This window comes from Buttiauxella sp. AC038 (genome assembly GCF_979253565.1).
Genome location: NZ_CEEDCQ010000001.1, coordinates 62,324 through 75,820, shown reverse-complemented (window position 1 = coordinate 75,820; position 13,497 = coordinate 62,324). Strand labels below are relative to the sequence as shown.

12 protein-coding genes are annotated in these 13,497 nt (G+C 51.2%); 6 read left to right on the top strand and 6 right to left on the bottom strand.

Translation table 11 applies throughout. The annotated features are described in order from the left end of the window. Window positions 1-102: 102 nt before the first annotated feature. From AC0IXI_RS00350 to dnaA, 5 genes are all read right to left on the bottom strand, one after another. Window positions 103-492: a YidB family protein gene (locus AC0IXI_RS00350; RefSeq protein ID WP_064514819.1), complete on the bottom strand. Its 390-nt coding sequence runs from the start codon at window positions 490-492 to the stop codon at window positions 103-105. A gap of 126 nt (window positions 493-618) precedes the next feature. Beyond that, on the bottom strand, window positions 619-3,033 hold the full coding sequence (gene gyrB, locus AC0IXI_RS00345; RefSeq protein WP_064514822.1) for a DNA topoisomerase (ATP-hydrolyzing) subunit B: 2,415 nt from the start codon (window positions 3,031-3,033) through the stop codon (window positions 619-621). Between the two features lie 28 nt (window positions 3,034-3,061). Then, window positions 3,062-4,135: a DNA replication/repair protein RecF gene (recF, locus tag AC0IXI_RS00340; RefSeq protein WP_064514824.1), complete on the bottom strand. Its 1,074-nt coding sequence runs from the start codon at window positions 4,133-4,135 to the stop codon at window positions 3,062-3,064. Window positions 4,136-4,270: 135 nt separating this feature from the next. Beyond that, window positions 4,271-5,371, bottom strand: a complete 1,101-nt coding sequence (gene dnaN, locus AC0IXI_RS00335) for a DNA polymerase III subunit beta (RefSeq protein ID WP_064514826.1) — start codon at window positions 5,369-5,371, stop codon at window positions 4,271-4,273. A 4-nt stretch (window positions 5,372-5,375) separates the two neighbouring features. Further along, a complete protein-coding gene (gene dnaA / locus AC0IXI_RS00330; protein WP_422569472.1) occupies window positions 5,376-6,695 on the bottom strand; it encodes a chromosomal replication initiator protein DnaA in 1,320 nt (439 codons plus the stop codon). A 695-nt stretch (window positions 6,696-7,390) separates the two neighbouring features. Between dnaA and rpmH the strand changes: the two genes are divergently transcribed. From rpmH to mnmE, 5 genes are all read left to right on the top strand, one after another. Then, window positions 7,391-7,531 (top strand): 50S ribosomal protein L34, encoded by a 141-nt coding sequence (gene rpmH, locus AC0IXI_RS00325; RefSeq protein ID WP_003849659.1) that lies wholly within the window; start codon window positions 7,391-7,393, stop codon window positions 7,529-7,531. A gap of 17 nt (window positions 7,532-7,548) precedes the next feature. Continuing rightward, the gene (gene rnpA / locus AC0IXI_RS00320; protein ID WP_034499799.1) at window positions 7,549-7,908 is read left to right on the top strand and encodes a ribonuclease P protein component; all 360 of its coding nucleotides are present in this window, start codon (window positions 7,549-7,551) and stop codon (window positions 7,906-7,908) included. After that, on the top strand, window positions 7,872-8,129 hold the full coding sequence (yidD, locus tag AC0IXI_RS00315; RefSeq protein WP_072009476.1) for a membrane protein insertion efficiency factor YidD: 258 nt from the start codon (window positions 7,872-7,874) through the stop codon (window positions 8,127-8,129). The genes rnpA and yidD overlap by 37 nt, the downstream gene beginning before the upstream one ends. A 2-nt stretch (window positions 8,130-8,131) precedes the next feature. Next, window positions 8,132-9,778, top strand: a complete 1,647-nt coding sequence (yidC, locus tag AC0IXI_RS00310) for a membrane protein insertase YidC (protein WP_064514830.1) — start codon at window positions 8,132-8,134, stop codon at window positions 9,776-9,778. 107 nt (window positions 9,779-9,885) lie between these two features. After that, the gene (gene mnmE / locus AC0IXI_RS00305; RefSeq protein WP_064514832.1) at window positions 9,886-11,250 is read left to right on the top strand and encodes a tRNA uridine-5-carboxymethylaminomethyl(34) synthesis GTPase MnmE; all 1,365 of its coding nucleotides are present in this window, start codon (window positions 9,886-9,888) and stop codon (window positions 11,248-11,250) included. A gap of 73 nt (window positions 11,251-11,323) precedes the next feature. Here the strand turns inward: mnmE and AC0IXI_RS00300 are convergent, their stop codons facing one another. Then, window positions 11,324-12,370 carry an aldo/keto reductase gene (locus AC0IXI_RS00300; protein ID WP_413499579.1) on the bottom strand — a complete coding sequence of 349 codons (1,047 nt, stop codon included), beginning with the start codon at window positions 12,368-12,370 and terminating at the stop codon, window positions 11,324-11,326. Between the two features lie 103 nt (window positions 12,371-12,473). Between AC0IXI_RS00300 and AC0IXI_RS00295 the strand changes: the two genes are divergently transcribed. Further along, window positions 12,474-13,406 carry an AraC family transcriptional regulator gene (locus AC0IXI_RS00295; RefSeq protein WP_064514926.1) on the top strand — a complete coding sequence of 311 codons (933 nt, stop codon included), beginning with the start codon at window positions 12,474-12,476 and terminating at the stop codon, window positions 13,404-13,406. The last annotated feature ends 91 nt before the right edge of the window (window positions 13,407-13,497 follow it).

Below are 13,497 nucleotides of genomic sequence, written 5' to 3'. Positions count from 1 at the left end.
CCGTTTTAAGCATAAAAAAACGCCACCCGTAGAGTGTGGCGTTTATACCCAAAATAATTCGAGTTGCAGCCAACGCATCTGCGGCTTGAAGTATGACGGGTATTAGCTGAAGAATTTATCCTTTAGCATATGGAAGCCTTTAGTCAGCAAATCTTCGTCGTGAGCAACTTCACCTGCGGGTGAAAGCGTATCAACAATTTTCGGGAACTGCTCTGCGAGTAGTTGCGATGCGCTTCCCACATCAATCCCGAGTTTTTCAGCCAGACCGCTGATTGCTGGTGTGCCCAGCACGTCTTGCATTTGCTCTGGGCTAACGCTTTGGTTATGCGCGCCGCTCAGCCAGGAGGTAACCACATCAGAGAAACCCTTTTCGCGAAACCGCTCAAGAATCGTCTGAATGCCGCCTTGTTCATTAATCCACGTAAGGATGACTTTGAATTTACCTGCATCGCCACCCCCCATCATGCCAGTAACTTGATCGAATAAACCCATGACCGTGTCCTCTGCAATCACGAAGTGTGCATTAGAAGTGTAGTCATTGACGGATATTAGCGTGGAGAAATAGAGGTGCGAGAGAGTGAGATTATTGGTGGGCAGACGCCCACCAACGGGTAGAGATTAGATATCGATGTTCGCCGCTTTCAGGGCGTTTTCTTCGATAAATGCGCGACGTGGTTCAACCGCATCACCCATCAGGGTGGTGAACAGCTGATCCGCTGCAATCGCGTCTTTAACAGTCACGCGCAGCATGCGGCGGCTTTGTGGATCCATTGTGGTTTCCCACAGCTGATCCGGGTTCATTTCGCCCAAACCTTTGTAGCGCTGAATAGACAGGCCACGACGGGACTCTTTGCCCAACCACTCCAGCGCCTGCTCGAAGCTGGCAACTGGCTGTTGGCGCTCGCCACGTTCGATGAACGCATCTTCTTCGATAAGACCGCGCAGTTTCTCGCCCAGCGTGCAAATACGACGGTATTCGCCACCAACGATAAACTCTTGCTCCAGCGGATAGTCAGTATCAACGCCGTGGGTACGCACACGAATTACCGGTTCAAAAAGATTCAGTTCACGGTTATGACGAACCAGAGAGTTCCAGGTACTGCCGTGCTGTTCGTTTTCGTTCAGTGCGGTGACCAGAGCAGAAACCCAGGCTGTCACTTTGCTTTCGTCAACCAAGTCGGCATCAGCAAGTGTTGAGTGATAAACCAGGTTGTTCAGCAAGTTGCGCGGATAACGGCGCTCCATGCGGCCAATCATTTTCTGGCAGGCTTTAAACTCAGACACCAGTTTTTCCAGCGCTTCGCCAGCAATGGCTGGTGCGTGAGCATTGGTGTGCAGCGTTGCGCCATCCAGAGCGATTGCAATCTGGTATTGGTCCATCGCTTCATCATCTTTGATGTACTGTTCTTGCTTGCCTTTCTTCACTTTGTACAGCGGTGGCTGTGCGATATACACATGGCCGCGCTCAACGATTTCAGGCATCTGACGGTAGAAGAAGGTCAACAGCAGAGTACGAATGTGTGAGCCATCGACGTCCGCATCCGTCATGATGATGATGCTGTGGTAACGCAGTTTGTCCGGGTTGTATTCGTCACGGCCAATGCCGCAGCCCAACGCGGTAATCAGCGTGGCAACTTCCTGAGAGGCGAGCATTTTGTCAAAGCGCGCTTTCTCAACGTTCAGAATTTTACCTTTCAGTGGCAGGATCGCCTGGTTCTTACGGTTACGCCCCTGTTTTGCAGAGCCGCCCGCTGAGTCCCCTTCCACAAGGTACAGTTCGGAGTGAGCCGGGTCGCGTTCCTGGCAATCAGCCAGTTTGCCTGGCAAGCCTGCCAGGTCCAGCGCGCCTTTACGACGGGTCATTTCACGTGCACGACGTGCTGCTTCACGAGCACGAGCGGCATCAATAATTTTACCGACCACGATTTTCGCGTCAGACGGGTGTTCCAACAGGTATTCAGACAGCAGTTCGTTCATCTGCTGCTCAACCGCTGTTTTCACTTCAGAAGAAACCAGTTTGTCTTTGGTCTGAGAAGAGAATTTAGGGTCTGGAACTTTTACGGAGACAACAGCAATCAAGCCTTCACGGGCATCGTCACCGGTGGCGCTAACTTTCGCTTTTTTGCTGTAGCCTTCTTTTTCCATATACGCGTTCAATGTACGCGTCATCGCCGAGCGGAAACCTGCCAGGTGAGTACCACCATCGCGCTGCGGGATGTTGTTGGTAAAGCAGTAGATGTTTTCCTGGAAACCATCGTTCCACTGCAACGCCACTTCTACGCCAATGCCGTCTTTTTCAGTGCTGAAATAGAACACAGTTGGGTGAATTGGAGTTTTGTTTTTGTTGAGGTATTCAACAAACGCACGGATACCACCTTCGTAGTGGAAGTGGTCCTGGCGGCCATCACGCTTATCAATCAGGCGGATAGAAACACCAGAGTTCAGGAACGACAATTCGCGCAGGCGTTTAGCCAGAATGTCGTATTCAAACTCAATCACATTGGTGAAGGTGTCGTGGCTTGGCCAGAAACGGACTTGCGTACCGGTTGCATCGGTATCACCCGTTGCCGCCAGCGGCGCTTGTGGCACACCGTGAACATAAGTTTGCTGGTGCACTTTGCCTTCGCGGCGAATCAGCAGTTCCAGCTTCTGGGACAGGGCGTTAACAACCGAAACACCCACACCGTGCAGACCACCAGAAACTTTGTAGGAGTTGTCATCGAACTTACCGCCGGCATGAAGCACGGTCATAATAACTTCGGCAGCAGACACACCTTCTTCCGGGTGAATACCAGTAGGAATACCACGACCATCATCGGTTACTGAGACAGAGTTATCAGCATGAATGGTGACAACGATGTCTTTACAGTGACCGGCAAGTGCTTCGTCGATAGCGTTATCTACGACCTCAAATACCATGTGGTGCAGACCGGTGCCGTCATCCGTATCACCGATATACATTCCCGGGCGCTTACGTACCGCATCCAGCCCTTTAAGGACTTTGATACTGGAGGAGTCATAAGAATTCGACATCAACGTTTCTCGCTCATTTATTCTTGGGTTAATCCGTTATTTTACCCTGATCCACGGCGAACATCTTCGAATTTTTGTCCGCCATATCCATCACATGTTCTGCGCTAATCGCGCTAACAAAAACTTGTGATTCCGTCGCCTTTAACCGGCTGGCTAATAGACCACGGCGTGCATCATCTAGTTCAGAGGCAAAATCATCTATCAGATACAGGCAACGTCGCCCGTTCTGTCGGGTGAGAAACTCACCCTGCGCCAGTCTTAAGGCGCACATCAGTAATTTAAGCTGCCCTCGCGACAGAGTATCTTCTACCGGCGCACCGTCAGCACGGATCCGAAAATCAGCTTTGTGGGGGCCGTGGGCGGTGTAGGTCAGCATTCTGTCGCGTTCGAAATTGCGTTCCAGTAGCTCGCCGTAGTCACTCTCTTTTTCCCAGCCGCGCTGGAAAGAGAAGTTTAGCGAGAACTCTGGTAGAAATTGCGCACAGGTATCAGCCATGTCATCGGCAATGGCTGCACTGTATTCAGCACGCCAGCGGCTAATTTGCTCCGCTAGTGGGATAAGTTCTTGATCCCATGGCCGCAGTTGCGCATAACGCGTTACCTGGCGCAACGCAGCGTTACGTTGCTTTAACAGGCGCTTGAGATTGCTCCAGGCGACAAAAAAACCTGGTTCGTTGTGGAAACATCCCCAATCGAGGAAAGCTCTACGGAATTTGGGACCGCCGTTGAGCAATGTAAACCCTTCAGGAGTGATAAGTTGCATTGGCATCAATAGAGCAAGTTCAGCCACTTTGTGGCCGTCGCTGCCATCGATACGCACTTTGCTGTCGCCTGCACGGTCTTTGGTCAGGCCAACAGAGGTTTCCCGCTCACCGTTCTGTATACGCCCATGCAGTACAAAGGATTCTGTTTCATGGCGAATGACGCGCTCAATTTTCAGACTGCGAAAAGCGCGACCGTGCCCGAGGGTATAAATCGCCTCAAGCACGCTGGTTTTGCCACTTCCGTTGGCTCCGACCAGGAAATTAAACCCTGGAGACAGAGCCAGATCCGCATCTTCGATATTTCGAAAGTCTTTAATCAATAAACGCGACAGCGACATATTTAACTCACAACCAGGGCGTTATCGGCGCAGTTAGTCTGATTACGGCCAGCGCGCAACAACCGGAGCGTACTGAAGTACGTGAGGATTGTCAGCACTGCCCGGAACCAGAATAACAAGTAAGATAGCCCGATACTAAAGACGCATTGGCATGACGACGTAGGCCGCCGCCTGAGAAGCTGCATCTTCAATCTGCACACTGGAAACAGAATCGGTGAGCAAAATGCGCACGTTCTCGCATTTGAGTGCATTCAGAACATCAAGCACGTAACTGACGTTGAAGCCGATTTCCATATCTGTGCCGTCATAAGTGACGTCGAGAATCTCTTCGGCTTCTTCCTGTTCCGGGTTGTTAGCGGTGATTTTCAACTGATTGGCAATCACTTGCAGACGAACACCACGGAATTTCTCGTTTGAGAGAATAGCCGCACGTGAAAACGCTTGTTTCAGCAAATCGCAGCTGGCATCGAGGTGTTTATCAGGATTCTTCGGCAATACACGACGATAATCCGGGAAACGGCCATCAACCAGTTTGGATGTGAAGATAAAGTCGCCGACGTGAGCGCGGATGTTGTTGCTGCCGATCTGGATACGCAACGGTGAATCGCCGCCATCCAACATACGCATCAGCTCAATCACGCCTTTACGCGGCACGATCACCGAATGGTTTGGCAGAGACTGACCGACCGGCATAGAACACACAGCCAGGCGGTGACCATCGGTCGCCACGGTGCGTAACTCTTCGCCTTCGGTTTCAAACAACATGCCGTTCAAATAGTAACGAACGTCCTGATGCGCCATAGAAAATTGCGTGGCTTCAATCAGGCGTTTCATGGTCGCTTGCGGGAGCGTGAATTCTACTTCGCTCTGCCAGTCGTCCAGGTTCGGGAAATCAGCAGCAGGCAGCGTCGAGAGCGAGAAACGGCTACGCCCGGAGCGCACCAACATACGGTCGCCCTCAAGCGTAACAGCGATTTCTGCACCTTCCGGCAAACCACGGCAGATATCGAAAAATTTACGTGCTGGAACCGTTGTGGCACCCGGCTCATGCGGTTGCACCAACGCGACACGCGCCACCATCTCCATTTCCAGGTCAGTACCTGTTAATGAAAGAGTTCCTTCCGCGACTTGCAACAGCAGATTGCCGAGAATCGGTAACGTCGGACGGCCACCTAACGGGCCACTCACCTGTTGCAGCGGTTTTAATAAAGTTTCACGTTCAACGGTAAATTTCATAGCGTCACGAAGATAATGTTCTGATTAGGTTAGAGAAATCTTCTTTGATGTCGTGGCTTTCTTCACGCAACTGCTCAATCTTACGGCAGGCATGCAGAACCGTAGTATGGTCGCGGCCACCAAAGGCATCGCCGATTTCTGGCAAGCTGTGGTTCGTCAGTTCCTTCGCCAGTGCCATTGCCATTTGACGTGGACGGGCAACAGAGCGGGAACGACGCTTGGACAACAGGTCAGCAATCTTTATTTTATAGTACTCTGCCACCGTCTTCTGAATATTGTCGATGGTGACAAGCTTCTCTTGCAGCGCCAGCAAGTCACGCAGCGCTTCACGCACGAAGTCGATAGTAATCGCCCGGCCAGTAAAGTTGGCGTTGGCGATAACACGGTTCAATGCCCCTTCAAGCTCACGCACGTTTGAACGTAAACGCTTAGCAATAAAGAAGGCCACTTCACCAGGCAGACGGATATCGTTCTCGTCTGCTTTTTTCATCAGGATCGCAACACGCGTTTCCAGTTCTGGTGGCTCAATCGCAACTGTGAGCCCCCAACCGAAGCGAGATTTCAGACGATCTTCAACCCCATTGATCTCTTTTGGATAACGATCCGAAGTCAGAATGATCTGCTGGTTACCTTCAAGCAAGGCGTTGAAGGTGTGGAAGAATTCTTCTTGTGAACGTTCTTTATTAGCAAAGAATTGAATGTCATCAATCAGCAGCGCATCAACAGAACGGTAGTAACGTTTGAACTCTTCAATAGCGTTATTTTGCAGTGCTTTTACCATGTCCTGAACGAAACGTTCAGAATGCATGTACACCACTTTTGCATTCGGTTTGCGCGCAATAATACCGTTGCCAACAGCATGCAAAAGGTGCGTTTTACCAAGACCCGTGCCGCCATAAAGGAATAAAGGGTTGTAAGCGCCACCTGGGTTGTCTGCCACCTGACGTGCTGCCGCGCGAGCCAGTTGGTTCGACTTACCTTCAACGAAGTTATCGAAAGTATGTTTTACGTTAACGTTAGAGCGATAGGAGTGTTCAGCCGGAGCCGGAGAATTATCCCAGCTTGGGCGAAGATGAGTAGTAGGGCGCGCGATGTGTACATGCGCCGGAGCAGTAGTAACAGTCTGCTGATTCAGCGTTTGGTTGACCGGTTTGCTGCCTACTTCAAAACGCAATACGGGTGCATCAGTGCCGCAGAAATCATTCAGCAAGCCATTGATGTTATTAAGGTACTTATCTCGCACCCAGTCGAGAACAAAACGGTTTGGAGCATACAGGGCCAGCGTGTTATCGCTCAGTTCCGCCTGTAGGGGGCGTATCCACATACTGAATTCTGTGGCTGGTAACTCATCCTGCAATCGGGCAAGACACTGCTGCCAAAGCGAAAGTGACACGGCGGACTCCACTCGAACAAAGTCGATAAAATGACGAAGACTGAAAGTTTATATTCATGATTGTTGACACACGCCGACTCTTCCTCAACGGAACCCCGATTCGGGAAGCGTGCGAACCGCTATCTGCGGTTTACCCCAGGGTGAACGCTAAAGGATCACGATCGGGACCGCGGATCATAGCCTAAAGTACGCCAGAGATCTTCTGTTTCTCACAGTTTCTTCCCGATTTATCCACAGGGCTGTTTTGTGGAGTCTAAGTGTAAACGATCCTGTCAGACGCACAGCGCTTTACCTTCCTATATTGGAAAATTTAATGACTAGTGCACAAAATCGACTTATCTGATCTAAGGAAGATCCCCAACGATCCTTGCGCTTTAATGGGGACGCCGTATAATTCCCCACCCGTCGCGTGTCACCACGGCTTTATTTTGGTCAGATCCTGGTCTTTTTAGGGGTCAAAAAGCGAATTAAGGCACGGGAATAAGGAAAGAGAATTGACTCCGGAGTGTACAATTATTACAATCCGGCCTCTTTAATCAGCCACACTGAGGCGTAAGTCGTTTGCAGTTTCTGCAAGGCTCTTCGCTAACCCAGTGAAATTTATCCAAGTTTAGGTAGAAATCGCCATGAAACGCACTTTTCAACCGTCCGTACTGAAGCGTAACCGTTCACACGGTTTCCGTGCTCGTATGGCAACTAAAAATGGTCGTCAGGTTTTGGCACGTCGTCGTGCTAAAGGCCGTTCCCGTCTGACCGTTTCTAAGTAATAAAAGCTAACCCCTGAGTGGTTAAGCTCGCATTTCCCAGGGAGTTACGCTTGTTAACTCCCACTCATTTCACTTTCGTCTTCCAGCAGCCTCAACGGGCTGGCACGCCGCAAATCACCATCCTCGGCCGCCTAAATTCGCTGGGGCATCCCCGCATCGGTCTTACAGTCGCTAAGAAAAATGTTAAACGTGCACACGAACGCAATCGGATTAAACGTCTGACGCGTGAGAGTTTCCGTTTGCGTCAGCACGAACTTCCTCCAATGGATTTCGTGGTAGTGGCTAAGAAAGGGGTTGCAGACCTGGATAACCGGGCTTTATCGGAAGCATTGGAAAAGTTATGGCGCCGTCATTGTCGCCTTTCTCCCGGCTCTTGATAGGCCTGATTAGGGTCTATCAGCGCCTGATAAGTCCGCTTCTCGGGCCGCATTGCCGTTTTACTCCAACCTGTTCTCACTACGGAATTGAGGCATTGCGCAGGTTTGGGGTGTTAAAAGGCAGTTGGTTGACAGTGAAACGCGTATTAAAATGCCACCCTTTGAACCCCGGTGGAGACGATCCCGTCCCACCTGGACCTTTTGATACCAGAGAACACTAACGATGGATTCGCAACGCAATCTCTTTCTCATCGCTTTGTTGTTCGTGTCTTTCATGATCTGGCAAGCCTGGGAGCAGGACCACGCTCCACAACCTCAGGTGCAACAGACCACGCAGACTACGACCACCGCAGCAGGTAACGCCGCAAACCAGGGTGTGCCGACCAGTGGCCAGGGTAAAATCATCACGGTTAAAACTGACGTTCTTGAGCTTTCCATCAACACCCGTGGTGGTGATGTTGAGCAGGCGCTGTTATTGACCTACCCGAAAGAGCTCAAATCTAATGAGCCGTTCCAGTTACTGGAAACTACGCCAGAGTTTGTCTACCAGGCACAAAGTGGCCTGACCGGTCGCGATGGCCCGGATAACCCGGCTAATGGTGAGCGTCCTCTGTATAACGTTGCTAGCGATACTTTCGTGCTGCCAGAAGGCCAGAACGAAATCGTTATCCCAATGACGTATACCGATGCGGCGGGCAATACCTTCACTAAATCCTTCACCCTGAAACGCGGCGAGTTCGCGGTAAGCGTGAATTACGATGTGAAGAACGCCGGTGAGAAACCGCTGGAGCTGGCTACTTTTGGTCAGTTGAAGCAGTCCATCAATCTGCCGACTCACCGCGATACAGGAAGCAACAACTTTGCGTTGCATACCTTCCGTGGTGCTGCGTACTCAACTCCAGATGCGAAATACGAAAAATATAAATTCGATAAAATCGCTGATGGTGAAAACCTGAACGTTAACGCCAGCAATGGTTGGGTTGCGATGTTGCAGCAGTATTTCGCAACAGCGTGGGTTCCAAATAATCAGGGTACCAACAACTTCTATACCACCAAACTGAACAACGATGTGGCAGCGATTGGTTATAAATCCTCGCCGCAACTAGTTCAGCCAGGTCAGACCGCCAAACTGGGTAGCACCCTGTGGGTCGGCCCGGAAATTCAGGACAAAATGGCAGCCGTTGCGCCGCACCTTGACCTGACAGTGGATTATGGTTGGTTGTGGTTTATTTCTCAGCCGCTGTTCAAGCTGTTGAAATTCCTGCACAGCTTCATCGGTAACTGGGGCTTCTCCATTATCGTAATCACCTTTATCGTTCGTGGCATCATGTACCCGCTGACTAAAGCGCAGTACACCTCCATGGCGAAAATGCGTATGTTGCAGCCGAAACTGGCCGCCATGCGTGAACGTATTGGTGACGATAAACAGCGCCAGAGCCAAGAAATGATGGCGTTGTATAAAGCTGAGAAAGTTAACCCGTTGGGTGGTTGTCTCCCGCTGGTTATCCAGATGCCAATCTTCCTGGCGTTGTACTACATGCTGATGGGTTCTGTGGAACTGCGCCATGCGCCGTTCGCACTGTGGATTCATGACTTGTCTGCACAAGACCCGTACTACATCCTGCCGATCCTGATGGGCTTGACGATGTTCTTCATTCAGAAGATGTCGCCGACCACTGTGACCGACCCGATGCAGCAGAAGATCATGACCTTTATGCCGGTCATCTTCACGGTGTTCTTCCTGTGGTTCCCGTCAGGCCTGGTACTGTACTATATCGTCAGTAACACCGTGACCATCATCCAGCAGCAGCTGATTTATCGCGGTCTTGAGAAACGTGGCTTACACAGCCGCGATAAGAAAAAGACCTGATAACAATTAGCTAGAAGCTTACGAAAGGCGGTCAATAGACCGCCTTTTTTATTTTGTAGGGTGGATAAGCGAAGCGTCATCCACCAGCCATCTCGAAAGGGAAAATTATGAGCCATAACGAGACAATCGTTGCCCAGGCGACTCCGCCGGGACGTGGTGGAGTCGGTATCCTGCGCGTCTCAGGCCTGCAAGCTCGTGAAGTCGCGCAAGCGATTTTGGGTAAACTCCCCAAGCCACGCTATGCCGATTACCTGCCATTCCGTGATGCGGACGGCAGCGTGCTCGATCAAGGCATCGCGCTGTGGTTCCCTGGGCCAAATTCCTTCACAGGTGAAGACGTGTTGGAATTTCAGGGGCACGGTGGTCCAGTTATCCTCGACTTGCTGTTAAAACGCATCCTGGCGCTCCCAGGGCTGCGTATCGCAAGGCCTGGTGAGTTCTCCGAGCGTGCATTCCTGAATGACAAGCTGGATTTGGCTCAGGCTGAAGCGATTGCTGACCTGATTGATGCCAGCTCAGAACAAGCAGCTCGCTCAGCCTTAAACTCTTTGCAGGGGGCTTTCTCTGCACGGGTTAACCATCTGGTCGAAGCGCTGACTCATCTACGTATTTACGTAGAAGCGGCAATTGATTTCCCGGATGAAGAGATCGATTTCCTCTCTGACGGCAAAATCGAAGCGCAGCTGAACCAGGTAATTGACGATCTGGATGCTGTGCGTGCCGAAGCGCGCCAGGGAAGTCTGCTGCGCGAAGGGATGAAGGTAGTGATTGCCGGTCGTCCAAACGCCGGGAAATCGAGCCTACTGAACGCCCTTGCGGGCCGCGAAGCGGCAATTGTGACGGATATTGCCGGAACAACTCGCGATGTCTTGCGTGAACATATCCATATCGACGGTATGCCACTGCATATCATCGATACCGCAGGGCTTCGCGAAGCAAGCGACGAAGTTGAGCGTATCGGTATCGAACGTGCGTGGAATGAGATCGAACAAGCAGACCGTGTATTGTTTATGGTTGATGGGACCACCACCGATGCCACAGACCCTGCAGATATTTGGCCAGACTTTATTGCGCGCCTGCCAGCACGTTTGCCAATTACAGTTGTGCGTAACAAAGCGGACGTCACCGGCGAAACGCTGGGCCTGAGCGATGTGAATGGTCACTCACTTGTACGCCTGTCTGCGCGTACCGGTGAAGGCGTAGATGTGCTGCGCGATCATCTAAAACAGAGCATGGGCTTTGAAACCAATATGGAAGGCGGCTTCCTGGCGCGTCGTCGCCACTTGCAGGCCCTCGAACAAGCGGCAACCCATCTACAACAAGGCAAAGCGCAACTTCTGGGCGCATGGGCCGGGGAATTGCTGGCTGAAGAGCTACGTCTTTCTCAGCAGAGCCTGAGCGAAATCACCGGTGAATTTACCTCTGACGATTTGCTTGGCCGCATTTTCTCCAGCTTCTGTATCGGTAAGTAATCTAAAAAGTAAGCGTGCGCTCACTTTTCATTCATCCCGCAAAGCTCATGGCTTTGCGGGATTTTTTTGATCGTTACGGCAATTGAAAACCCGGGATTCTTGCCATAATGCTGTTCAGTAGCGCTTCGTCAGAAATCCCCTGGAAGTCATAACGCGGTGTGTACGGCGATTCGAGCACCATAAGCTCATCTTCAGTCAGCGTGATATCCAGTGATGCCAGCGCATCGTCGATTTGCTGAATGCTGCTTGCGCCCACCAGCGGAGCAGTCACCACTGGGTTTTTACGCAACCACGCCAGGGCGATTTGCGCACGAGAAACGCCACGGGCGGCGGCAATATCTCCAACGCAATCAATGATTTGGCGATCACTTTCCTTCGTAAATTGGGTATAGAGCATATCGGCAAAACCATCTTTGCCTGAACGTTCGGTCGTTTTCGCATCATCCCAGCCACGCGCCAGACGACCCCGTGCCAGCGGACTCCAGACCATGGTTCCCACGCCTTCGTCGGCGCACAGCGGCAGCATTTCGCGTTCTTCTTCCCGCGCCAGCAAGTTGTAGTGGTTTTGCATCGTAACGAAGCGCGCCCAGCCGTTGGCTTTTTGCATATGCAGCGCTTTGCTAAATTCCCAGGCATGCATCGAAGAGGCCCCGAGATAACGCACTTTCCCGGCTTTCACCACGTCGTGCAGCGCTTCGAGGGTTTCTTCGAGCGGCGTGGAGTTATCCATACGGTGGATTAAGTACAGATCGACATAATCGGTGCCTAATCGACGCAAACTATGGTCGATTTCCGCCATGATCGCTTTACGAGATAACCCTTTGCCATTTGGCCCAGAGCGCATTGGGTGGCGAATTTTGGTTGCAATCACCACATCATCACGGTTGGCATAATCTTTTAATGCCCGTCCAAGAATTTCTTCACTGCTTCCCTGGGAATACAGATTTGCGGTATCAAAAAAGTTAATTCCGCTTTCCAGCGCGTGTTTGATCAGCGGGCGACTCTGCGCCTCATCCAGCGACCACACAGGATGGCCACGGCCTGGTTCACCGTAAGTCATTGCTCCGATTGCCACAGGTGAAACATCTAATCCGGTATTGCCTAGTTTGATATAACGCATCGGTGATTCCTCGGAAGAAGTAAACAAATCAGGCTGTAGTTTACGAGCAGGAAATAGAACGATGAATGCGCTAAAATTCACGAAACATGCTCAGGAGTTCAGAATGCACAGCGACCCGTTTTCAGATTTTCTTCGTCTGGCCGATGCAAAACCGGTCGTTGCCGGAGGTTTTAGTGCAGGCGGCGACTGGGCGATACGCTTCCCAAAGCCTGAATACCTTAAATTTTTTGCGCTGGTGAAAGGGCGCTGCGTTCTGATGTTTGAAGGTGAAAGAACGCCGGTTTACGTCGAAGAAGGCGACGTATTTTTGCTTTCTTCCACGCCATCGTTTGTGCTGGCAAGCGATTGCATCACCGAGCCGGTAGACGCCAAAGCCTTATTTAGCGGCAGTCACAACAAAACCGCAGTCATTGGCGATGGCAAAGACTGCATTCAGCTTGGCGGCCACGTTAAGCTTGATCCGGATAGCGGAAAGCTGTTGGCACAAGTGCTGCCGACGTTAATCCACGTGCGAGCATCCTCGCAACAAGCAGGTGTTTTATCGTGGCTGCTTGAACAACTGGTGCGAGAAGTTTCTCAACCCCTTCCCGGTTTTAGTGTCGTTTCGATGCAGCTCACTCAATTGATGTTTGTGCAGATCTTGCGTGAATATCTGCAAACCACCACGGATCTACCGTGTAACTGGCTCAAAGCCGTCAGCGATAAACGTCTCCAGCCTGCGCTAGCATTAATGCACAACGATCCGGCGCAAAACTGGCAGTTAAGTGAACTGGCAAAGGCCGCAGCGATGTCGCGCACCAGTTTTGCAGTGTATTTCAAGTCGATCGCTGGTGTCGCGCCATTGACCTACCTGACGCAATGGCGCATGTATTTAGCCGGGCAATCACTTCGTCAAAGTGAGCTGTCGGTGTCCACGCTGGCGCTTCAATACGGTTACGCCTCCGAAAGCGCATTTAGTACCGCCTTCAAGCGCATCAATGGCGTTTCTCCACGCAATTATCGAAATTTAAAAATGGCGGAGCTGGCAGACAATTAAAATCAAAATATTCATGGTCTTGATCATTTGTTGAGGTTTTGATCGTTTTTTATCCATGGTGGACCGTGCGTTTCCCCGCTAAAAAACCTAC

What these genes read in the sequence shown, in the direction of transcription:
- dnaA (WP_422569472.1), bottom strand. Translation starts at nt 6,695, where the DNA reads ATGTGGATACGCCCCCTACAGGCGGAACTGAGCGATAACACGCTGGCC.
- AC0IXI_RS00300 (WP_413499579.1), bottom strand. Translation starts at nt 12,370, where the DNA reads ATGCGTTATATCAAACTAGGCAATACCGGATTAGATGTTTCACCTGTG.
- recF (WP_064514824.1), bottom strand. Translation starts at nt 4,135, where the DNA reads ATGTCGCTGTCGCGTTTATTGATTAAAGACTTTCGAAATATCGAAGAT.
- AC0IXI_RS00295 (WP_064514926.1), top strand. Translation starts at nt 12,474, where the DNA reads ATGCACAGCGACCCGTTTTCAGATTTTCTTCGTCTGGCCGATGCAAAA.
- rpmH (WP_003849659.1), top strand. Translation starts at nt 7,391, where the DNA reads ATGAAACGCACTTTTCAACCGTCCGTACTGAAGCGTAACCGTTCACAC.
- yidD (WP_072009476.1), top strand. Translation starts at nt 7,872, where the DNA reads ATGGCGCCGTCATTGTCGCCTTTCTCCCGGCTCTTGATAGGCCTGATT.
- gyrB (WP_064514822.1), bottom strand. Translation starts at nt 3,033, where the DNA reads ATGTCGAATTCTTATGACTCCTCCAGTATCAAAGTCCTTAAAGGGCTG.
- yidC (WP_064514830.1), top strand. Translation starts at nt 8,132, where the DNA reads ATGGATTCGCAACGCAATCTCTTTCTCATCGCTTTGTTGTTCGTGTCT.
- AC0IXI_RS00350 (WP_064514819.1), bottom strand. Translation starts at nt 492, where the DNA reads ATGGGTTTATTCGATCAAGTTACTGGCATGATGGGGGGTGGCGATGCA.
- mnmE (WP_064514832.1), top strand. Translation starts at nt 9,886, where the DNA reads ATGAGCCATAACGAGACAATCGTTGCCCAGGCGACTCCGCCGGGACGT.
- dnaN (WP_064514826.1), bottom strand. Translation starts at nt 5,371, where the DNA reads ATGAAATTTACCGTTGAACGTGAAACTTTATTAAAACCGCTGCAACAG.